General features: G+C 40.2%; 17 protein-coding genes and 1 rRNA gene. 3 read left to right on the plus strand and 15 right to left on the minus strand.

The genetic code is table 11. The features are described from left to right. Positions 1-7: 7 nt before the first annotated feature. From BUA02_RS14265 to pbp4b, 3 genes are read right to left on the minus strand one after another with little or no spacing between them, the layout of a single operon-like run. Entirely contained in the window at positions 8-1,840 is a 1,833-nt protein-coding gene (locus BUA02_RS14265) for a C1 family peptidase (protein WP_072705422.1), read from the minus strand. Continuing rightward, positions 1,837-2,481 carry a C39 family peptidase gene (locus BUA02_RS14270; protein WP_072705423.1) on the minus strand — a complete coding sequence of 215 codons (645 nt, stop codon included), beginning with the start codon at positions 2,479-2,481 and terminating at the stop codon, positions 1,837-1,839. Before BUA02_RS14270 ends, BUA02_RS14265 begins: the two co-directional genes overlap by 4 nt. Further along, positions 2,450-4,129 carry a penicillin binding protein PBP4B gene (pbp4b, locus tag BUA02_RS14275; RefSeq protein WP_207647725.1) on the minus strand — a complete coding sequence of 560 codons (1,680 nt, stop codon included), beginning with the start codon at positions 4,127-4,129 and terminating at the stop codon, positions 2,450-2,452. Before pbp4b ends, BUA02_RS14270 begins: the two co-directional genes overlap by 32 nt. Before the next feature lie 217 nt (positions 4,130-4,346). Here pbp4b and BUA02_RS14280 point away from each other — a divergent pair, with 217 nt between their 5' ends. Further along, positions 4,347-5,660 carry a putative bifunctional diguanylate cyclase/phosphodiesterase gene (locus tag BUA02_RS14280; RefSeq protein WP_072705425.1) on the plus strand — a complete coding sequence of 438 codons (1,314 nt, stop codon included), beginning with the start codon at positions 4,347-4,349 and terminating at the stop codon, positions 5,658-5,660. A 50-nt stretch (positions 5,661-5,710) separates the two neighbouring features. Here the strand turns inward: BUA02_RS14280 and BUA02_RS14285 are convergent, their stop codons facing one another. After that, positions 5,711-6,817 carry a cation diffusion facilitator family transporter gene (locus BUA02_RS14285; protein WP_072705426.1) on the minus strand — a complete coding sequence of 369 codons (1,107 nt, stop codon included), beginning with the start codon at positions 6,815-6,817 and terminating at the stop codon, positions 5,711-5,713. An 85-nt stretch (positions 6,818-6,902) separates the two neighbouring features. Here BUA02_RS14285 and BUA02_RS14290 point away from each other — a divergent pair, with 85 nt between their 5' ends. Both BUA02_RS14290 and BUA02_RS14295 read left to right on the plus strand, forming a co-directional pair. Continuing rightward, positions 6,903-8,789 carry a TaqI-like C-terminal specificity domain-containing protein gene (locus BUA02_RS14290; RefSeq protein ID WP_072705427.1) on the plus strand — a complete coding sequence of 629 codons (1,887 nt, stop codon included), beginning with the start codon at positions 6,903-6,905 and terminating at the stop codon, positions 8,787-8,789. Between the two features lie 86 nt (positions 8,790-8,875). Further along, positions 8,876-9,904, plus strand: coding sequence for a 3-deoxy-7-phosphoheptulonate synthase (locus BUA02_RS14295; RefSeq protein ID WP_072705428.1), 1,029 nt, complete (start codon positions 8,876-8,878; stop codon positions 9,902-9,904). 62 nt (positions 9,905-9,966) lie between these two features. On the opposite strand, the gene BUA02_RS14300 is transcribed toward BUA02_RS14295, so the two are convergent. The 11 genes from BUA02_RS14300 to BUA02_RS14350 form a co-directional block, all read right to left on the minus strand. Then, a complete protein-coding gene (locus BUA02_RS14300; RefSeq protein ID WP_072705429.1) occupies positions 9,967-11,277 on the minus strand; it encodes an aspartate aminotransferase type Ic in 1,311 nt (436 codons plus the stop codon). Positions 11,278-11,296: 19 nt separating this feature from the next. Next, positions 11,297-12,190, minus strand: a complete 894-nt coding sequence (locus BUA02_RS14305) for a tyrosine-type recombinase/integrase (RefSeq protein ID WP_072705430.1) — start codon at positions 12,188-12,190, stop codon at positions 11,297-11,299. Positions 12,191-12,269: 79 nt separating this feature from the next. Further along, on the minus strand, positions 12,270-13,994 hold the full coding sequence (locus tag BUA02_RS14310; RefSeq protein WP_072705431.1) for a DUF6020 family protein: 1,725 nt from the start codon (positions 13,992-13,994) through the stop codon (positions 12,270-12,272). Between the two features lie 47 nt (positions 13,995-14,041). Further along, complete coding sequence (locus BUA02_RS14315) at positions 14,042-15,331, minus strand: diaminopimelate decarboxylase (RefSeq protein ID WP_072705432.1); 1,290 nt, start codon at positions 15,329-15,331, stop codon at positions 14,042-14,044. A gap of 83 nt (positions 15,332-15,414) precedes the next feature. After that, entirely contained in the window at positions 15,415-16,092 is a 678-nt protein-coding gene (locus BUA02_RS14320; RefSeq protein ID WP_072705433.1) for a uracil-DNA glycosylase, read from the minus strand. Between the two features lie 6 nt (positions 16,093-16,098). Further along, positions 16,099-16,860, minus strand: coding sequence for an imidazole glycerol phosphate synthase subunit HisF (gene hisF / locus BUA02_RS14325; protein WP_072705434.1), 762 nt, complete (start codon positions 16,858-16,860; stop codon positions 16,099-16,101). Positions 16,861-16,872: 12 nt separating this feature from the next. Beyond that, entirely contained in the window at positions 16,873-17,490 is a 618-nt protein-coding gene (gene hisH, locus BUA02_RS14330; protein ID WP_072705435.1) for an imidazole glycerol phosphate synthase subunit HisH, read from the minus strand. Between the two features lie 50 nt (positions 17,491-17,540). Further along, a complete protein-coding gene (locus tag BUA02_RS14335) occupies positions 17,541-19,862 on the minus strand; it encodes a midas domain-containing protein (protein WP_072705436.1) in 2,322 nt (773 codons plus the stop codon). After that, positions 19,859-20,674, minus strand: a complete 816-nt coding sequence (locus tag BUA02_RS14340) for a hypothetical protein (RefSeq protein WP_072705437.1) — start codon at positions 20,672-20,674, stop codon at positions 19,859-19,861. Before BUA02_RS14340 ends, BUA02_RS14335 begins: the two co-directional genes overlap by 4 nt. 106 nt (positions 20,675-20,780) lie before the next feature. Next, positions 20,781-21,686, minus strand: a complete 906-nt coding sequence (locus BUA02_RS14345) for a chemotaxis protein (protein ID WP_071175902.1) — start codon at positions 21,684-21,686, stop codon at positions 20,781-20,783. A 299-nt stretch (positions 21,687-21,985) separates the two neighbouring features. Continuing rightward, a 23S ribosomal RNA gene (locus tag BUA02_RS14350) occupies positions 21,986-22,284 on the minus strand; the annotation flags it as partial.

Genomic DNA, 22,284 nt, shown 5'->3' on the forward strand with positions numbered 1-22,284 from the left:
TAATTAGTTATCCATTTGTCGTATATGCCTTAATGAAGAAATCCTTGTCAGGCTGCGCTTCCATGGCATTTCCATCATCGGAAATGTAATAACTCTGCCCACTTGCAGTGTAATAATTATGGAAGTTTCCGGTAAGATTATTCCATTCGTCATAGTTAGGCTTCGAAACCATATCCCCTGCTGCTTCCATAACAAGCCTTCCGCTGGTTTCAGGTTTTATCAATATAAAGAATTTATCTCCCGCCTCGAGGCTGATGCTTCTCATTAGTTCAAAGGTGTGATAGCCTCCGCCGATAGCAGAAAATTTCTGAGATACAAAAGGTTCTCCTAGATCTTCAAAACTAAGCTTGTCATCATCCGTAACAGGATTAAGATATATTTCTACCTGATATTGCTGGTAAGAATCTATTGCCATAAGTCCAAAGGCTTCTAGATTCTCGTTTCCCTTTGCTTCATATATTACTCCATAAGGATTTTTGGAGCTTGAATAAGTAACCACGTAGTTTTCAGCATCATCAAGTGTGCTGGTGACATTTGTTATAAAGCCTGCCACCTGATAGTTATTGTCGTACCAGCCCTTTGCACCAGGCCTTACTGCTGAATATGCCGCCGCATTACTAATAGCTGCGGTCTCGTCGTAGTAGGACAGGTAAAAATATCCGTCTTTTCCCGAAACCTCTCCCCAGCTATTCTTGCAGATCCAGGCTCCGTCAGCTTTGGGTCTGTGGCTAAAGTTTGAAGCGCTGTAATCATCATCCCAGCCAACTATCAGAACTTCGTGATTGGCTGTAGGAGGAATCTCGCCATTAAAGTATGAATAAAGGCTTCCCTTATTTTTGGACCAAAACTTACTGTCGGCGTTTACACCAATAGATGCTGCGCCGTGTTCCATGACCATCTGCTTTACAAGGCTTATATTTTCTTCTGAAGCGCATACTTCTATGACATCCTGAATGTGATACTCGCTGTTATAGGCATTTGATGGAAGTGAAGTGTTGTTCTTAAAAAGATACTCTGAACCGTAAATTGCCTGAAATGCATCATTGTCGGCTTCTGTAACGGGGCCCTTCCAGGCTGTCAAAAGGCTGATGCAGAAATTGTTGACGCCGCCAACTGCCACATAGTTGGTATCATAGTCAAAGATCCAGGCTCCTTCTACATTGTCAGCATTAACAAGTTCTCTGTAATCGTCTTTAATGCCGTTATTTACCGTGTCTTCTGCCTTATGAACGTTGTAATAGGCAAGGTGTTTCTCCGATAGATCAAGGTCCTTATATGAAATATCTGAATAATGCTTCAAGATATCGGATTCTATTGCTCCGATTGCTGCATAAGACCAGCAAAGATAGGTATAGCCCTGATCTTCTACTTCTGTAACGTAGCATTTACCTTCATAATTTCTGGAATCATACTGAACTGGAAGGTCAGTATCTGAAAAGCTTGATACATCTGAAGGAATTACATCCTTAAAGTCTTCGTTGGCGTAAAATCCAACATTGTCGCCATCAAGTATAGTGACTGCTTCTGGAATCACTATTCTTCTGACTGTCTCAACATTTTCTGAGATTGGATTATTGGCTTCTCCTATAAGGGAACCTTCAAGAAGTGTCGAAGATTTACCCTCAGATGAATAGATAGGGCTATTGGACGGATCAGCAAAGTTCTCGCTTCCATCAACTGCCGAAAGGTCATCGTCAGATAGATTCTGCCCGCTTTCATCTCTTCTCGAGGGATTACCTGTCTGAACAGAATTATGGTTCGTAAAGATAATAGCCACAATAAGCGCTGTTACAATTGCCACCGCCAGTACTAAGACTAGCACCAATCTCTTTTTCTTCACTTTTTGCCCTCATTTACATGAATCGTGTTAAATGAACCAAATATTGACTGCGATATATCTTTTGCAAAAGCCTCATAATCTATGTAGTGATAGCCGCTCTTCCAGCCGTCAATAACTCTGAGCATAGGATAGAGCTTGTCTCCAACTCGCCAGATGCTATATCCCACCACAACTATGGTGTGGTCCTTATAAAAACCTCTGGCAATGTTCATGATAACAGGCCTTCCGTGGGATATCTCGTCCACAACCTGCTTTTCAAAACTCCAGACATACACGCCCTTACACCTGACCTTGGCGCCGTACTCTCCGAAGGCTTCCCTAGCTATACCTGAGATAAAAAAGGGAACTGTACCTCTTTTATCTGTGTATCCATAGCATTCTGCGATCTCTTCTACTAATTTATAGGTTTCCTGGATATTTTCAGGAACGCCTGTAACCGCACCTGTTCTGCGGTAATAATCAAGTACTCTTGTAACCGCTACAACAGAGCAATTTCTGGTGCGCCTGCCACTTATAGTCTCCATGGACTGACTGTTCATGACGATTGGCCTTCCTCTTTTGACCATTACTGGCTTGTCACCATATTTTTCCAAAAGATACTTGGATATATTACTTATTCCACCGTATGCTTGCTTTTTCATAAACTTCTTTCTTGCTCTTTAAGTTAAGTCTTGCGGGGTGATCATCGCTGTAGCTGTCCTTGACCTTCCCCTCAGCCTCTGTAATAAGCTTATCACAGATTTCAAGGAGCGTGTCAGTTATATCTTCATCAGTCCCCATTCCAGTATAAATTATCTCAGGTGCAAACCCAAGACCTGCTGTGGTATACCAGTTTCCATCAAACTTATTTGGATTGCTCTCTTTGTCCGTAACAGGTGAATTAATCTTATTTGTCAAAAGAACTATGACAAGCCTTTCCTCTGGATCCACCATAAGGAGTGTCCCCGTCCAGCCCTGATGTCCAAAGGTATTATTACTGCAAAGGCTTCCAAAGTATCTGGCTCTTTTCTGGCTACCCTGCTTCCACCAGCCAAGGCCCCAGGTATTATCCCCGCTATATTCCGATGACAAGAAGGTATCTATTGCTTCTTTTGTAAAATATGTCTTGCCGCCACTTGTTCCATCTATCATGAGATTTCCAAGCTTAGCAAGGTCAGTTGCACTTGCAAAAATACCAGCGTGACCTGAAACGCCGCCCATACAGTAATAGGCTGTTTCGTCATGTACTTCGCCCCAGATAGTATATTTGCGGATTCCTTCAAAATCCACATACCCATCTCTGGTATTGCCGTTTAGCTCAGTAGCGGCGCAGTCTTTTTTTGTAAACCCGTTTTGAAGGGGATTGTAGGTTACTCTCGTAAGTCCCAAAGGCTCTGCAAACTCATCCTTTAAATACTGATCAAGACTCTTTCCGCTTACCTTTTCAACAATCACACCTAGGATCATGTAGTCAACGTCTGAGTAAACAGTCCTGGTTCCTGGCTCGTACATGAGAGGTGTCTTATTTATAGCTTTGATAGTAGCTTCTTTTGCCGCTTCATCCCCAGCATATGATGAAAAGAGCTCATTTTTCATCTCAGGATTGTATTCCTGCTTGATCTGGTCAACGTAAGGGTTAAAGTACTTGGGAGAAGCTGGAAAGCCGCCTCTATGGAGAAGGAGCTGTTTTATAGTAAGATTCTTTTTCCAAGTCTTGATAGTCTCTAAGTCCTTAGCTTCGCCTCCCTCGTATGCTATGAAGATAGTATCTTCGACGAATTCATCCCCAAGATAGTCAGTCACCTTGTCATCTAGGCTTATCTTGCCTTCTGAAAAGAGCTTTTGAAGGGGGTAATTTACGCCTATCATCTTGGAAATTGAGGCTAGGTCATACATGGTATCGCTAGTTACACTGTCTCCTTTTGTAAGTCGTTTCCCATTTTGATCATAACTGTTTAATAGTCCAAAGCTATCCTCAAATACAAGCTCTCCATCCTTCATAACTGCTATCTGAGCACTGGTAAAACCGTTTTCAATGTCAGTGTTTATGATATCTTCTATAAGTTCCAAGGATTCTTTTCGTATTCCAGCTTCCTCATATTTAGATTCATATAAAGATATCTTATCTACTTTTTCCTGTTTTTCTTCCTCAATACTTTCCTGAGTATTATTCTCAGTAGAAGCTTCTATCTTAGGAGAAACCTCAATATTTTCATATAATATCTCACTTTCCTCACCGCTATTTTTACATGAAGTAAGATTTAATATCATCAATAAACTTAGTAACAGAGTCAAAAATTTTCTTTTCAATGTCGCACCCCAATTGTTAAGTCTCTATTCATTTTATCATCTATTAGTACTAACTTCTCTATCATAATTTTTGTTATATTTGTCAAAATTATATTATAATTGTGATTTTTCTGCGAACTTTATGTTTTTTGTCTGTATTGTATGTATAATTTAATTAATTCTAAAAGTCACATTACTAAAGGAGTAGTTGGGTAAAGCGATGACTAAAAGCCTAAAAATGTTCAAAAACAAATTTAGACCTAGCCATGAATTTGCAAGGCACAGCGACCTTGACCCATTAACTGGTCTTCTCTCTAGAGATCAGTTCTTTAGTGCGGCTGATGACTATGACAAGCTCCACCCTGATGAGGGTGTTGACGCCATCGTTCTTAATTACAACAAATTCCATCTTATAAATGAACTATATGGTCGAAATTTTGGCGACAGAGTTCTGTGCGCCATTGCAGACTGCGTCCAGAAAGCAGCCAATGAACATGAAGGAATTGCCTGCCGCTATGACGCAGATATTTTTTATATGTACATCAAACATCAGGAGAGCTACACCTTTTTAACAGATCAGGTCTGTGATGTTCTTCAGTCTCTTATGAATACTCCTGATATTCGCATCAGGATTGGTATCTATCCAGATCTTAAGAAGGTTGCTTCTGTTCGCCAGCGCTTTGACAGAGCTATTCAGGCCTGCAACTCAGCCAGCAAGAACAAGCACTCTGCTACTTACGCAATCTATGATGACAATATGCATCGCAAGGAGCTCTATGAAGCTATGCTTCTAGACAGCATCAACGATGCCTTAAATGAGAATCAGTTCAAGCTGGTTTTCCAGCCAAAATATGATATACAGTGCGACAGGCCTACAATGTCTAGTGCTGAGGTCCTTATCAGATGGGATCATCCTGAATTTGGCGAGGTTAAGCCAGATTTCTTTATCCCATTATTTGAGCAAAATGGTCTTATCAGACAGCTGGACCGCTACGTCTGGCATGAGACTGCCAAACAGATGCATAAGTGGAGACAGACATACGGCGTTAATATTCCATTTTCTGTGAACGTATCCAGGATCGATATATTTGACAATGACCTTATAGATTACCTTAAGAGAACTGTAAGCGAGTACCACATTGATCCCCAGGATCTTCATCTTGAGATCACGGAGACAGCCTATACTGAGAACGTTGAGCAGATCGTCAAGGTGGTAAAAGAACTCCAGGATGCCGGTTTTAAGGTTGAAATGGATGACTTTGGTAAGGGCTATTCTTCTTTTAATATGCTCACCACTCTTCCACTTAATGCTCTCAAGCTGGACATTGGCTTTATCAAAGGAATTGCAGAAAACAATAAAGAAATGAACCTTCTTGAGTGCATTCTGGAAATAGCCAAACTTCTTAATCTTACTGTTATTGCTGAAGGCGTTGAAAATTCCAAACAGTATCTTCTTTTAAAGAATGCAGGATGCGACGCAATTCAGGGCTACTACTTCTCAAAACCGCTAAGTACTAAGGACTTTGAATCGCTCCTTAAGTACTCATGTTAAATAACATTTTCATAAAAAAAGCTTATCCACTGTGGGATAAGCTTTTTTATTTAGTCAGAAACTGCGTAGTCTATAGAAATGTAGTTGTCATACTCTGGATAAAGTTCTTTTACCCTCTTGGAAACTTCGTCCCTAAGGGCTTTCTTCTGAGGAGCATCGTAGTCGATGACTATGTCAAACTTGAGCATCTTTCTCTCATCATCCTTGAAAAAGCCGTGCATCTGAAGGATGTACTGATACTCTCCGATGATCTCTACGATCTTCTTTTTCATCTCGATAGCTTCATTATCATTGATATTTGCTGAATATATGCTGATACCAGTAATTGAAACACCTGTATCCAGGAAGACTTTTTCTACTACTTTTCTTTCAAGTGAATCAAGTTCTAATGCTGTCAGAGTCTGTGGAACCTGGATATGAACTGAGCCTATTAAAGTCTCTTTTCCATAGTTATGAACTACAAGGTCGTAAGCTCCCTCTATCTCCGGGAAAGATGTGATGGACTGCTTGATAGCCTTGGAAATATCTGTAGGTATCCTCTCTCCAAGGGTTGCACTAACGGTCTCATGGAGACTTTCAAAACCTGTCTTGATGATAAGAATTGAAATAAGGATTCCAACAAAAGCTTCTATGCTGACTCCTGTAAGGATGAAGATAATTGCTGCAAGGAGTGTTGATGATGAAATAAGTGAATCGTTAAGGGCGTCCTTACCTGAAGCAATAAGTGAATCTGAGTTTAGCTTCTCGCCATTTTTCTTGGTATATAATCCAAGAAATACCTTAACGAAGATGGCTACTGTGATGATAATTAGTGAGACTGCGCCGTACTCTGGCGTTACGGGCTTTAGGATCTTCTGAACTGATTCTATAAATGAAGTGATACCTGCATAAAGGATAATAAAACCTATCACCATTGCAGACAGGTACTCGATTCTTCCATATCCAAAGGGATGCTTTTTGTCAGGCTCTTTGTCCGCAAGCTTGGCTCCAACTATTGTAATGATTGATGACAAGGCATCACTTAAATTGTTGACTGCATCAAGTGTGATGGCTACTGAACTTGTCAAAGCACCAACAAAAGCTTTAAATCCAGCTAAAAAAATGTTTGCAATAATTCCTACGATACTTGTTTTTACTATCTGTTTTGTTCTACTCATTTTTTTCCTCGATTCCTATGCAAATTCACCTATATCATACCATAAATTGCTTGCAAATAATCTAGCTAGCAAAGATAATAACTTTATGAAGACAAAAAAACTTACTCCAAGACAAGCAGGCGATATCATGGGGGTTTCACCAGCTACAGTTCTGAACTGGATCAAGCTGGGCAGGCTCAAAGCCACCATGTCCCATGGACGCTACTATATAGATGAAACCTCTTTTAACAGCTTCTCAGGGGACCTGGCTGGATCTGGTCTACTTCAGAGTCGCCGCAACAAGAGTCTTCACAATTCTAACTATGTACCTAATGTCTACATTGATCCAAAATCTGCCAATTTAAAAACTGTTAAGGCACTTATAGAGTATCTTTCAGACAAGGACTTTGATCTTTATTCAGTTCTGGCCTTGTATTCCAATGCTCTTTTGCGCAAAGCTCTTAAGGATCCTAAGGTGGTAAAAGAGCTATCTCTAGAGCCCGCAAAAGCTATCGACAGCTCCCTTTTAGATTTATTTTCCCTTAAATATATAAAGGGCGAAGATACTCTGGGACTATTATATTTATCCCTTAGACGTCTTTCTGATAAAAAGAAAAGCGGTTCCTACTACACTCCTTTCTTTGCAGTAGATACGCTGGTTGGTTCTATTGATATTGCGGGCAAAAAAGTATTTGATCCGGCCTGCGGAACAGGTAATTTCCTCATAAGACTTCCTGATGATCATCCGCTTTCAAGTATCTACGGCTCTGACATTGATGAGATTGCAGTTAAATTAGCAAGGATCAATCTTGCCATGAAATATGACGTCAAGGACGCAAAGAGCCTTGATATCATCAAGAAAAACATTGTAGTAAGGGACTTTATCTTTTCTGATAATGCACCTTGCTGCGATCTACTACTAGGCAATCCGCCCTGGGGCTATGGCTACAGTCCTGATGAATCCAGCAGGTTAAAAGAGCTGTACTCTTCAGCCCAGACAAGCGGAAAGCCTGAATCTTTTTCTCTATTTATTGAAAAGGCTCTTAAGGTGGCAGAGAGGTCAGGACTCATCTCTTTTGTCCTTCCTGAAACCTTATTAGATGCGGATTTCCATGAGGATATCAGAACAGTTATACTCAAAAATGCCCATATCCTTAAGATCCACTATCTTAATGAGATATTTGAAAAAGTTCAATGCCCGTGTATTATCCTGACACTGTCAAAGGCCATGACACAAAAAGCCTTGGATCGAAGTATAGACGTTTACAGGTATCAAAAGAAAAGAGCTTCTCTTTCACTTAAAAGCTCATACTCTGTTCCTTTTGACAGGATCAGTAAACAGAGTTTCCACATACTTGCAGATAATAATGAATTTGAGGTTCTTCAAAAGATCAGAAAAGCTCCACACTTTAACTTGAAGGATAAGGCAGACTTTGCACTTGGAATTGTTACGGGCTCTAATAAAACTTTTTTAGCTGATACTTATAAAAAGGGCTATGAAGGTATCCTTAAGGGAAAAAATATCCATAAATACTATGCTGACGAGCCGGAAAGTTATATCTTTTTTACCCCGGATAAATTCCAGCAGGTTGCACCTGTAAAATACTACCGCGCCAAGGAAAAACTGATATATAAATTTATTGCAAATGAGCCGGTATTTGCCTATGATAGTAAGTGCACATTAACTTTAAACAGTGCAAATATTGTCATTCCAAAAGTACCTGGCTACAGTGCTCTTTACATTATGGCTATCCTCAATTCGCCTGTCATGAGCTTTTATTACAGACACACTTATAAAAGCGTCAAGGTCCTTAAATCTGCTATTGAAGACCTTCCTATCGCTTGCTGCGATAATGATACTATGAATGAGATCTCTGATCTTGCCCGTGAGATAGCTTTAGATACTGCACAAAATAGCGCAAAAATTGAACTGCTTAATAGCAGGATACTTGATCTATATGGTATTTCTGCCAAGGAACTTGATAATACTTAAGAAAAATTGGTTATTTATTAGGTTTACTTTCTCAGTTTAAAGTGCTATAGTATGACAATGTAAATTTATTTTTGGAGGAAAATGAAATGTCATTCGATTACATTCAAAAGCTTCCAACTCCTGAAGAAATAAGGAATGAATTCCCTCTTACTAAGGAGCTGGCTAAAATAAAGACTGAACGCGATAAAGAGATTTCTGACGTCTTTACAGGAAAAAGCGATAAGTTCCTTGTAATTGTTGGACCATGTTCAGCAGATAATGAGGAAGCTGTTTGCGACTACGTAAGCAGACTTGGTAAGTTAAACGACAAGGTTAAGGACAAGCTTATCCTTATTCCTAGAATCTATACCAACAAGCCTCGTACAACTGGTGAGGGATACAAGGGAATCACTTCTCAGCCTGATCCAGAGGGTAAGACAGATTTCCATGCTGGTCTTGTTGCTATGAGACATATGCAGATCAAGGCTATTGAGGAATCAGGCCTTACAGCAGCCGATGAGATGCTCTACCCTGAGAATTGGGGTTATGTAGCTGATATCCTCTCCTACGTGGCAATTGGTGCCAGATCTGTAGAGGATCAGGAACATCGAATGACAGCTAGTGGCTTTGACGTTCCAGCTGGTATGAAGAATCCTACAAGCGGCACATTTAGCGTAATGCTCAACTCAGTATATGCTGCTCAGCAATCACATTCATTTGTTTACAGAGGCTACGAAGTTAAGACCAATGGTAATCCTCTTGCACACTGCGTACTTAGAGGTTCTAGCAACAAGCATGGTCAGTCAATTCCAAATTATCACTACGAAGATCTTAATCTCCTTCTTAAGCTCTATGAACAGAGAGAGATCATCAATCCTGCTGCTATCATTGATGCTAACCACAACAACTCAAACAAGCAGTACAAGGAGCAGGTAAGGATCGTAAAAGAGGTTCTTCACTCAAGAAACCTCAACAAGGATATCAAGAACCTTGTTAAGGGTGTCATGATCGAGAGTTACATCGAGGAAGGCAATCAGAAGATTGGCGAAGGAATCTATGGTAAGTCAATCACAGATCCATGTCTTGGTTGGAACGATACAGAAAGGCTCATCCTTGAAATGGCTGAACTTTCTTGATCAATTTATTAAACAGATTAAGGCCGGTTCAAACGAACCGGCCTTTTATATTGCTTTATTTCTTAATTCATTTCTTTTAACATCTTGTCTACTGCTACAAGTCTTACACAAACTGTAAAGATGTCCATAGCAAGCTTAAGATCAGCTACTGAAGGAAATGTAGGAGCAATACGGATATTGCTGTCATGAGGATCCTTACCATATGGATAAGTTGCTCCTGCTCCTGTCATAGTAACGCCTGCTTTCTTGGCTCTGTCTACGATGGCCTTGGCACATCCTTCTGGAGCATCAAAGCTGATGAAGTAACCACCCTTAGGATTGGTCCAGCTTCCGATTCCGCATGGCTTTAAGTCTCTCTCAAGAGTATTAAGAACTGTCTCAAACTTAGGTCTTATTATTGCTGCATGCTTTCTCATGTGTTCCTTCATGCCCTCAAGGTCTCCAAAGAAACGAACGTGTCTGAGCTGGTTAACCTTGTCGTGACCGATTGTCTGATAACTAAGCTGAGTCTTGATCTCTTCAAGGTTATTAAGTGATGTAGCAATGGCTGCTATTCCACTTCCCGGGAATGTGATCTTGGATGTTGATGAGAACTTATATACAAGATCAGGGCTACCTGCCTTCTTACATTCCTCCAGTATCTCGATGAGGTAATCCTGGTCATCATCGTAGAGATGATGAATGCCATATGCGTTATCCCAGAAGATACGGAAGTCTCTAGCTGCCGGGCGGAGACGCGCAAAACGTCTGACTGTTTCGTCTGAATATGAATATCCCTGAGGGTTTGAATACTTAGGAACGCACCAGATACCTTTGATCGACTCATCACTTGCTACGAGTCTTTCTACTTCGTCCATATCTGGTCCTGTAGGTGTCATCTGCACAGGGATCATCTCAATTCCAAAGTACTCTGTGATTGCAAAATGTCTGTCATATCCAGGTACAGGACAAAGGAACTTAACCTTGTCAAGCTTGCACCATGGTGTATTGCCCATAACACCATGTGTATATGCTCTTGAAACTGTATCGTACATAACATTCAAAGATGAATTGCCATAGATAATGATATTCTCTGGCTTGTTCTCCATCATAGCTCCAATGAGAACCTTTGCCTCTCTGATTCCTGTGAGCACACCATAGTTACGGCAATCTGTGCCATCCTCACATGAAAGATCAGCATCTGAGCTAAGTGTATCCATCATTCCCATTGACAGATCAAGCTGCTCTCTACAAGGCTTTCCTCTTGCCATATTAAGTGACAATTCCATTTCCTGGTACTTTTTGTACTCAGCCTTGAGTTTCACAAGCTCTTTTTCTAGCTCTTCCTTGTTCATCTCAACATACTTTTTTGTGACATTTTGAACTTCAGGCATTTCATATCTCCTCTTTAACTCAATTTCTTATACGAGCCCATTCAAATGGGTCAGTAGCTTTTTTAGTTTTGGTAATATAACGAGAAATCGTGTTGCTGTCTGAATATCCCATCATCTCCTGCACTGCAGCAAGATCAGTACCATTTTCAACCAGATGGGAAGCAAAAGAATGTCTAAGTGTAAATAAAGTTATGTCAGACTTAATGCCTGCTTTATACACATATGACTTTATAAGTTTCCATAGTCCCTGCCTGCTAAGGGATGAGCCATTACAGTTTAAGAAAACTGTTTCATCATCCTGAAAATCACCAAGCAGTTCTTTACGTGCATATAATAGATAGTCCTGAAGGGCGTCCTTGGCTTTTTTGCCATAAGGAATAAGCCTTTCCTTGTTTGCTCCTGTTGTCATTGGAAGCCGAACACATGCAAGAGCCAGATCAATGTTGGATAGTTTGAGACTTATCATCTCTGTTGCCTTGAGTCCTGTAGCATAGAGAAGTTCAAGTATTGCTTTGTCCCTGATGCCTTTTGGGTCTGAACCAAAGTCCTGAGACAATAACTCTTCAATTTCAATTGTTGTGAGAACTCGAGGTGGCAACTTTTCAACTTTTGGACTCTTAAGCACATCTGATGGATTCTCAGATATATTGCCATTCTCTTCTAGATAACGGAAAAAAGCTTTGATAGAAGTAAAATGTCTTGTAATAGAGGACGCTGCAAACTGTTCTTCCCTTAGACTTGCAGCATAATCAGAAAGCTTGTCCTCTGTGATCTGTGTTACATCTAAAACGCCGCGATTTGCCATGTAATCAGCAAGCCTTTCAAGATCACGTTTATAGGACAGGCAGGTGTTATGTGACGTTTTCTTCACTTTTTGTAAGTAATCTACAAATTCTGATATCTGCTTTCTCATAACTCACCGTCTCTGACAATATTGGATAATTGTATACAAATATGCACTTTAGTTATGATACTACAGAAATTCCTAGCAATCAAGCCATTTTTACAGTTTTTTTGCCTTTTGCTTTTGCAATAAGTATTGGCCAAATCAAAACTATTGAGTAAGCATATCTAAATTCAAGATTAGGTGCTGCAATTAAAAGGGTTCCCATCATGAGAAGTAAAAGCCATGACTCGAGGTGCGAGATTTTTTTTCTGATGCAGATAATAAGCGTAACTACAAGGAACCAGAAGTAAGTTCCTATGCTCCACATCATTCCATAGATTGGAATGAAATCTCCAAGCTTTATCAAGATCTCTTTTGACTTAACTACTATCTTGCCGCCTATCTGTGGCTTCCAGACTAGGTCCATTTCGTTAGTCATTATTCCATCTATATCTCCAACACTATAGGCAAAGTCAGGATAAATGTAGCCACCAAGAAGTTCGTACCAGGCTGCTACATAATCTGGAAAATACGTAGTTCCAAGCTCTGCCCAGAGTTTAAGATAGTCTCTCTTATGAGCTTCCAAATACTCTACATTTCCTGCTCTCACAAGCTCTTTGATATTATCAGCATAATCTGGTGCGTAGAGCTCGTGAATATAGGTTGTATCAATGCAGTTATCTATTAGTTCCTGCTGCTTAGGTGTGAGCTTTCTATCATTAACAAGTACTCTTGCTATCTGAGCTGTTGGAACAGATAAGGACTCTACAAAGTCAGGCTTACCTACTCCAAGGCTATCCATAACTGGACCTTTTACTGCCGCGACTGTTACAGAGACTACGGTCATAGTTATGATGGCTTTTACGAGATTTTTCCTAAATGTATAGATGAATATTGGTGTCCATAGGATGAAGGCATACCACGCATTTGATCTAAAGAGTGCAAAAAGTAATCCTAGAACTGCCATGATTACAAAATCCTTGTTCGGAACTTCAGATTTCTTTTGCATGGTGATCACGTGGCAAACAAGGAGTATTGTGATGGCTGCAAATGGGATGTCCTTCCAGATCGTAACTGCAAATACTGCGTTAAATGGCACAAATGCAAAAAATAAGATGCTGATGACTTCAAGAATAAAGCCTTCTGCGTCAAGTAGTTCTCTTACCTTTCTAACGCCGGTTGCAAGGCACGTAGCAAAGAATAGCTCTTGAAATACAGTATAGAAGCTTATGGCTACGCTCCTATCTGCTGTAAAGAGCCTTCCTATACTATGGAAGAGTTTTATCAAAAGAGTATGAGCCACAGGGTGATGATTTGAATAGTCTCTGACGCCTGTGATCTGCTCAAACTGAACGAGGGAATCTGCTGTCATGATGCCAGGAAACTCGTACAGGAAGTATGGAAGCCACCCTATGAGGCAAAGTACAAAGGTAAGGATAAACACTTTCTTTGGGCTATCTATGAGCTCATAATAGCGTTCTCTTATCATTGTGAGCTTAGAGTTTTCTTTGACCTCTTTCAGCTCTTTATCCTTGATAAAAAGAGATATTAGATACTTATAGATGATAAGGCATAAGCTAAATGCTCCCACAAACATGATCATTACAGCAAGGAACTTAAAGACTGCGCTTGTAAAGGCAGCTGTTACTCTTCCTCTAAATATACAGGTCAGTGCTCCTGACAAAATAACAGAAATGACAATCCCGATCTGTTTAATGTTTGAAAGCTTGTAGCTGTAGGAATCAGCTTTTTTATTGAGCAAGTAAAGGCATACAAAAAGAACTACCGTTAGAGGATTTCTAACGGTAATTCCTATTAATAACTGAATCATCCAACAAGCAAAAAAGGCTAGAGACACTACTTTCCCTCACTTATCTATCATTTTTCTTCGTCGATTATCTTATTAAGTTTAGCTGAAACTGAAAGACAATCAAGTGTTGCAAAATAGTCCTTTGGTGTCTCTGCTCTTCTGATAAGTTCAACTGAACCATCCTGCTTTAATAAAAGCTCTGCGCTTTTTAATTTTCCATTGTAATTATAACCCATCGAATAGCCGTGTGCACCTGTATCATGAATAAAGAGGTAATCACCTTTTTCAATCTCAGGAAGACTTCTTTCAATAGCAAATTTATCATTGTTCTCACAAAGAGAGCCTGTTACATCATATACATGATCAAGTGGCGCATTCTCTTTTCCAAGAACTGTGATGTGGTGGTAAGCGCCGTACATAGCTGGTCTCATGAGGTTAACAGCACATGCATCAACACCAATGTACTCTTTGTAGATGTGTTTCTCATGAATTGCCTTAGTAACCAGGGCACCGTAAGGTGCCATCATGAATCTTCCCATCTCAGTGTAGATTGCAACATCATCCATTCCTGCTGGAACAAGGATCTTGTCGTACTGCTCATGAACGCCCTTACCGATTTCTGCGATGTCATTGCCTTTCTGATCTGGTTTATAAGGAATTCCTACACCGCCTGAAAGATTTATGAATGTGATATGAGCACCTGTCTTTTCCTTGAGTTCAACTGCAAGTTCAAAGAGCTGACCGGCAAGCTGTGGATAATACTCGTTTGTCACTGTATTACTAGCAAGGAAAGCATGGATACCAAATCTCTTAGCTCCTTTTTCTTTCAGGATCTTGAATCCTTCAATTAGCTGATCCTTGGTCATACCATACTTGGCATCTCCAGGGTTATCCATGATTCCGTTACTCATCTGGAAAACTCCACCTGGATTGTATCTGCAGGAAATTGTCTCCGGAATCTTTCCGATTGTCTTTTCAAGGAATTCAATATGTGTGAAATCATCAAGGTTGATAATGGCATTTATCTTGTCTGCGTATACAAACTCTTCTGCCGGAGTATCATTTGATGAAAACATTATCTCTTCACCACTTGCCCCAACAGCACTGCTGAGCATGAGCTCTGTCTTGGATGAACAATCAAATCCGCATCCGACACTTCTTAAAATGTCTAAAAGAACAGGATTAGGATTAGCTTTTACTGCAAAGTATTCTCTAAAGCCCTTATTCCATGAAAAGGCGTCATATACTGCCTTGGCATTTTCAATGATGCCCTTTTCATCATAAATGTGGAATGGTGTAGGGTATTTTTTTACGATCTCTTCAATCTGCGCTTTGGTTACAAATGGTTTTTTCATAATATCCTCTATCCTCCAAACTACAATTAAATTGTATTCAAATCACTTTAACATGGTAATGCATAAAAATGCAAGTGGAATTTGTGTTAAATATTCTCAATTTGCCAATCGATTGGCTCAAGACCATTCTGAACCAAAAATTCATTGCATTTGCTAAAGTGTTTGCATCCAAAGAAGCCCCTGTATGCTGAAAGAGGGCTTGGATGTGGAGCTTCTAATATCAGATGTTTTGGATTATTAAGCATGCCTTTTTTGTTCTGAGCCGGTTTACCCCAAAGCATGTAGACTACAGGTCTATCCTGCTCATTTACAGCTCTTATGATCGCATCTGTGAACTGCTCCCAGCCTTTTCCCTTATGCGAGTTGGCCTGATGTGCCCTGACCGTTAACACTGTATTTAGCAAAAGAACTCCCTGATCCGCCCACTTCTTAAGGTAGCCATTATTTGGTATATAAAGCCCAAGGTCGTCACTTAGTTCCTTGTAGATATTAACTAGGGATGGTGGCGTATCCGCCTTTTCTGGAAGTACAGAAAAAGACAGTCCGTGAGCCTGACCTGGTTCGTGATACGGGTCCTGTCCAAGTATCAGCACCTTTACATCCTTAAGTGGTGTTAGGTGAAGGGCATTGAAAATGTCCTCTGATGGTGGATAGACTACATGCTTACTGTATTCGTCCTTTACAAAGGTAAATAGTTTTTTGTAATAGTCTTTATGGAACTCCTCTTGCAATGCAGGGAGCCAGTCATTTGAGATCATTGCCATAGCTTTTTAGAGTCTTACAGACACTCCTCTTTCTTTCAAATATTCTTTTACCTGATTGATTTCAAGTTCTTTATAGTGGAAAAGAGATGCTGCCAAAACCGCATCAGCCTTGCCATCAGCAAGGGCATCATAGAAGTGTGAAAGCTCTCCTGCTCCGCCTGATGCGATGACCGGTACGTCAACAGCTTCTGCTACCTTCCTTGTAAGTTCAATATCATAGCCATTCTTGGTGCCATCGCAGTCCATACTGGTAAGAAGAATCTCACCTGCTCCAAGGTCTGTGACTTTCTTGGCCCATTCTATGGCATCTATTCCGGTATCGATCCTGCCTCCGTGCTTAAAAATATTCCAGCCTGTGCCATCCTCTCTTCTCTTTGCATCGATAGCAACTACTACGCACTGACTTCCGAACTTGTCAGCAGCTTCTCTAACAAGTTCTGGTCTGTCGATAGCTGCTGAGTTAATGGCAACCTTATCTGCTCCTTCACGAAGTATAGCCTTAACGTCGTCGCAGCTTCTGATACCTCCGCCAACAGTAAATGGAATGAAAACTTTTTTGGCAACTTCTCTGACCATTTCTGTAACGGTTGCTCTTCGCTCATTGGAAGCTGTGATATCTAAAAATACAAGCTCATCAGCTCCAGCCTTTGAATATGCCTCTCCTACTGAAACCGGATCACCAGCATCCTTAAGATCTACGAAATTTATTCCTTTTACAACCCTGCCGTTGTTAACATCAAGACAAGGGATAATTCTTTTTGTCAGCATAGATTCACCTCTTTATACCTGCATAAAGTTAGTAAGTATCTGCATTCCAACGTCTGCGCTCTTCTCAGGATGGAACTGACAGGCAAAGACGTTTCCAGATTCAACGGAAGCATCTATTCTTACTGAATAATCACTAGTTGCTGTTACAATGCTCTTATCTGCAGCATCGAGATAATATGAATGAACAAAATATACAAATGCATCTGAACCAAGACCTTTAAAGAGTCTTCCTTCTCTTGGGAAGTTTAAGTTATTCCAGCCGATCTGTGGAACTTTGTAATAATTCCCTTCGCTATCTATGTTTGGAAATTTAACTATTTTACCACGCAAAATGCCCAGGCCCTCTGCATCCTTTGATTCATCGCTTGAATCAAACAGAAGCTGAAGTCCCAGGCATATTCCTAGAAATGGTGTCTGCTTGTTTGTAACTTCTTTAATTACATCTGCAAGACCATATTCATTTAATTTACGCATCGCATCGCCAAAAGCACCAACTCCGGGAAGAACTACTCTATCTGCCCTTATGATATCTGTGGCGTCTCTCGTAACTACTGTGTCTGCTCCAAGGTACTTAAATGCTTTCTCAACGCTTTTGATATTGCCAGCATCATAATCGATAATTGCAACCATTCGGCACCCAAACTCCTCTCATACCATTTCGATGCCTTATTGCAAGCTTATTACTTTAATGTACCTACAATTTCCATGAGCCTAATAGTATATTCTCTTTCTTTCTTGATAGAGTTGATCTCCTCTATATCTGCGGCAGAAAGACCATAGCTGTCTGAAAGCACCGATTCTATACTATCGTACACGCTCTGGACTTGAATTTCAACACCATAGTTTTGTGCTTCTTCTATCAGATCTTCCTTGTTACGCATTGCCATAAGCAGCATATCAAGAGCTTCCTCTTCCATGTTCATGGCCATGTAATTCTGATATCCTGACAGATAACGCTCAGACCAGGCTAAAACTCTGGATTGCTCATACATAACATTCTGCTCTGATGTAAGTTCTTTTCCATAGAACATCTTATAAGCTGTTGTGTACTCTCTACGTGTATATGCATTCTCAGCTCTTGTATATGCAATTCTCTCTGGTAAAACAAAAGCTGGAATACTAAAGAGAATGCCAAGGCTTGCTGCAAAGATGAAGCATATGGATATCTTCTTTGGAGAGATTGCCTTTTCCGGAACACTTGGTTCTGGTTCTTTCTTAGGCTTTTTCTCTTTCTTTGGTTTAGGAGGCTTCTCCTTCTTCGGCTTCTTCTCCTTCGGTGGCTTTTCCTTCTTTGGCTTTTTCTCTTTCTTTTCTTTCTTTTTCTTGGCTGGCTTTCCTTCTTCGCCGCCAAGCTCATTTAATACCTGCTGGTTCTCATCAGTAAGACCTGCAAGTCCTTCAGTACCTACGTCTTCATCTTCCTGTGTAAGAGCTTTTAACAATCTGGCAAAAAAGCCTTCCTTCTTGCCTTTCTTTGGTCTAGAGCCCTCTTCATCATCAGGTTCATCATCCATTGGGCTTTCTTCAAGAGCAGCAAGGTCATCAAGAGATGGCTCCATAGCTCCTTCAAGATCTTCTTCCTCTGTAAGAGCCTCTAATATATCTTCCTTTGGAATCTCAGAATCCTCAGGTCTACCAACTTCTTCATCAAGATGAGCTGTGTTTTCTATATCTTCTACTTCATCATTAGCAAGGCTGTTCATAAGAGCATCTAGATCAGGAATTGAAATATCACTCTCTGATTCTCCGCCTTCGCCTCCTGAGCTTTCAGTACTATCTTCTATATCAGCAACTTCACCATCGGTTGAACTGGAATCTGCCGCTTCACCTCCAAGAAGGTCATCAAGACTAGCTTCCAGATCACCAAGATCAAGCTCATCTTCTCCAGATACCTCTGCTGGAGCAGGCTCCTGTGCTGGCTCAGCTTCTTCTGATGTTTCTTCAAGAGCAATACTATCTGGTTCTGAAGGCTCCCCTGCCGCTTCCTCAGTAGCTTCATCGCCGCCAATAAGTGACTCCATATCAGAAAGAAGATCATCAAATTCAGAATCACCCGCTGTATCTGGTGCTACTTCTTCTGAGATCACATCGCCAGAAGGTCCTTCTGATCCGCTTTCTTCAGAAATTGAACCATCAAGATCTGCCTCAAGATCATCAAGCGAAAGATCATCTATACTACCAAGGTCTATTTCTTCTGGAACAACTTTTTCCTTTTCTTCGTCACTACCTTCCATAAGAACAGGTTCTTCTACCTGCTCTTCCTGAACTTCTTCATCCTGGATATTATCAAGAAGATTACTTAAACTATCTTCTGTATTTTCTTCAGGAACTACTAAACTACTTGCATCTTCTTCATCTAAAAGATCTGTAAGGATCTCTTCTGGAGTCTGATCTGCGTCTGAATCTGTCTCTTTTCCCAGCTGAGAGCTATCATCTTCTGGAATAGCTTCCTCTGGAGCCATCTCTAAAAAAGAGTCATTCTCCTGAGATTCATCAATAATAGGAATATCTGGTTCAACTACTGGAGCTGGCGCTGGTGCCTCTTCTGCAGGCTCAGGTGCATTTGCGGATTCAGCCTGATCAAACTTGCCGCTCTGAATCTCAGCATCCATCCTCTCTGCATCAGCTATAGCTTCATCAAGTGCAATCTCCTCCGGATCTCTAACATCGTCACTAGATGGAACATTACCAACAGTAAACTTTGGAATATCAGGATCTGTTTCTTTTTCAATATCATCTAAAAGATCTGCCATACTATCATCAAGAAACTCGTCATTATCCAGTTTATTAAGGATATTTCCAATCTCTGCCAAGTCCTGATTAGTGCCGTTAGAATTATTTACAAGCGCACCAAGATCCCCTGCACCGCCATTTTCTGGCAATGTAGAGGAGGATGATCTTCCTTTGCCTGACATCCTACTTAGAGCAGACTGCGGATTATCATTATTTGACTGCGCTGAACTTAACAGGCTGTCGAGATATTCCTCGTTGTTAGAATTCATAACCCCTTACACTCCTGCAAAATATAGTCGACTGAATTCATCGGGATAGAATCCGTCTTTTCTTCTATTTCAGGCGTATGATGGTATAGTTTTTCATGCACTCTTACAAGATGGGCCTTTTTGTTTACAAAGGCAATCTTTTCAAAAGGCCATCTGACTACAGTAGGGTAATCAAGTCCTACTCCAAGTTCCAAAATAAGTAACTTAGAATTAAGAGTATGTGTCAAAAATTTCTTGTACACATCCCAATTTTCCATATATGCCGTTTCATTATAGGCTATATTACTATACTCTTTTCGTTTCTGGTTCAGATACAATTCCTTGCCATCCTGAAATGGCTTAACAAAGGTCTTCGTATCATCAATTTTTCCGCCTATACTTATGATATCATGTATATCGGCAACAAGTTGCATAAATTCAATAGATTTTTCTGAAAATATTAACGGATCATCAAGATCTGGTGTCTGTAAATACATCAGATTACCGCAAGGATACACGCTTTTAGCTGGATCAAAGCCGTATAAAAGCGCATCCTGAAAGACTGTATCGCAAACAAGAAAATATTTCTTGTCTCCGACTAATTTTCTAAGAAGTCTATAAGCATCTTCAATTCGGGAATCAGAATTATAATATGCATATTCATATTCAACAACCGGTAAGAGCCACTTATGTTCTTCATCACTACATAGATTTAATAGCTGCTCATACCTTGGATCATTCCTTATTCCTCTTCTGACCCAATTCCATTCGTCACCAATTCCTATAACTATCTGGTCTGATGACTCTACCATTTCTACTAAAGATTTACTCATTAAAACACCTACCAATTATGCCAATATTAAAATACTCCCTTTGTCTTAACAGTCATTGAAAGCTAGTTTCCATAACTGAGGCAAAGGGAGTTAAAGTCAGTTAATATCAGCTCGCATCCGAAGCATTAACAAGCTCATCTATTACGCTTACAAGATTTCCAATTTCTGGCTTAGACAACTGTCTATCTGCTCCTAAGGATTCACCCTTTCTTCTCATTTCTTCATTAACCAGTGATGAAAAGATAATAAGTGGAATATCCTTGGTAGCATCGTCGCTCTTTACGAGCTTTGTAAGTCTATGACCATCCATGATAGGCATCTCAATATCAGTGATGATACACTTGATGTTATTGAGTTCGCCTCTATCTTTACAAGCCTTGATGTAATCGTACGCAAGCTTACCATTTTCAAAGTGTCTTACGTTATTATATCCAGCTTTATTTAAAGAATCTACAATAAGCTTATTAAGAAGCTGTGAATCTTCTGCAAGAACAATAGGAACTTCATTTCTAGGACGAGAGCCGATTTCTGCAAGAGCATCCATATTAAGACCAGTATTAGGATTGATATCTGATACGATTTTCTCAAAGTCGAGGATGATGATCAGCTGATTCTCGAACTTGATGATACCAGTTGAGATACTCTCCTCAGCCTTTGAAATTGTAGCATTAGGTTTAATAATATCAGCCCATGATACTCTGTGGATACCAACTACAGAATCTACATGGAATGCAATATCTAACTTGTTAAAGTTTGTGATAATGAAAAGTCCGCCTGGTTTAGAAGCGCCTCTCTGTAAGCAGTTTCTAAGGTCGATAGCAGTGATCATTGTATCACGCGGCATGAATATGCCTTCAATACTAGGATGAGCATTAGGAACAGGAGTAACCTCCTGATACACAATAATTTCTTTGATCTTGGCTACGTTGATACCATAGCAATGATCGTCAATCTTAAACTCAAGGACTTCTAATTCATTCGTTCCATTTTCAAGCAGAATCTTTGATTCCATTCTCTCACCTCACGTAATAAGAAAATAATTTAACGATATCCCATTAGTATTAATACCGCAAAACCGATTAAAAATAATTATTGAATATCTTTCTTTAGTATAGCATAATTTTCTGAAAATAAATATACAAAAACAAAAAAGACGGGCATTTGACCGTCTTTTAAGAATTCATTTATAAGTTTTTTATATTTCAAATTATTAGTTCAAATTTGTATCTTCAAAACCGAACACTGATATCTAAATCCATTTTCTTCTATACTATTACTAGGTTCGGTATTACCTTACCAAGTACTCCTAGTTTGGATAAGCCCTCGACCTATTAGTACACATCAGCTGAACACGTTACCGTGCTTACACCTTGTGCCTATCTAACCTCGTACTCTCCAAGGGGTCTTACTGCCGAAGCAGGGATATCTCATCTTGAGGGGGGCTTCACGCTTAGATGCCTTCAGCGTTTATCCCTTCCGGACGTGGCTACCCAGCCTTATGCATCTGGCGATGCAGCTGATACACCAGCGGTCCGTCCATCCCGGTCCTCTCGTACTAAGGACAGCTCCTCTCAGATATCCTACGCCCGCGCCGGATAGGGACCGAACTG

Source organism: Butyrivibrio hungatei DSM 14810, from assembly GCF_900143205.1.
Lineage (GTDB): Bacteria > Bacillota > Clostridia > Lachnospirales > Lachnospiraceae > Butyrivibrio > Butyrivibrio hungatei.